The following is a 242-nucleotide window of genomic DNA, read 5'->3' on the forward strand; positions in this document are numbered from 1 at the left end:
AAGATTAATTTAACGCTTCAATTTTATCTCGGCTCAGTCCGGTACTGGTAACAATAATGTCCAAACTCACGCCATGCCGTAATAAGGCACGAGCCGTTTCCACTTTACCTTCCGCTCGGCCTTCTTCTCGACCTTCCTCTCGACCTAGCTCAATACCTTGCTTGATACCTCGCTCAAGCCCTTTTTGTTCAAGCTGTTCTGCAATAGTCATCAACATCGTTTCATGCTCCGGAGATTGTTGT

The 242-nt window shown here is 45.9% G+C and carries 1 protein-coding gene; it reads right to left on the reverse strand.

The window, feature by feature from the left end; translation table 11 throughout:
- Positions 1-4: 4 nt before the first annotated feature.
- Positions 5-242, reverse strand: a 238-nt coding sequence (locus tag SLS51_RS23750) for an Rpn/YhgA-type helix-turn-helix domain-containing protein (RefSeq protein WP_500690700.1), incomplete at its 5' end; no start/stop codon positions are given.

This window comes from Photorhabdus africana, from assembly GCF_035181445.1.
GTDB lineage: Bacteria > Pseudomonadota > Gammaproteobacteria > Enterobacterales > Enterobacteriaceae > Photorhabdus > Photorhabdus laumondii.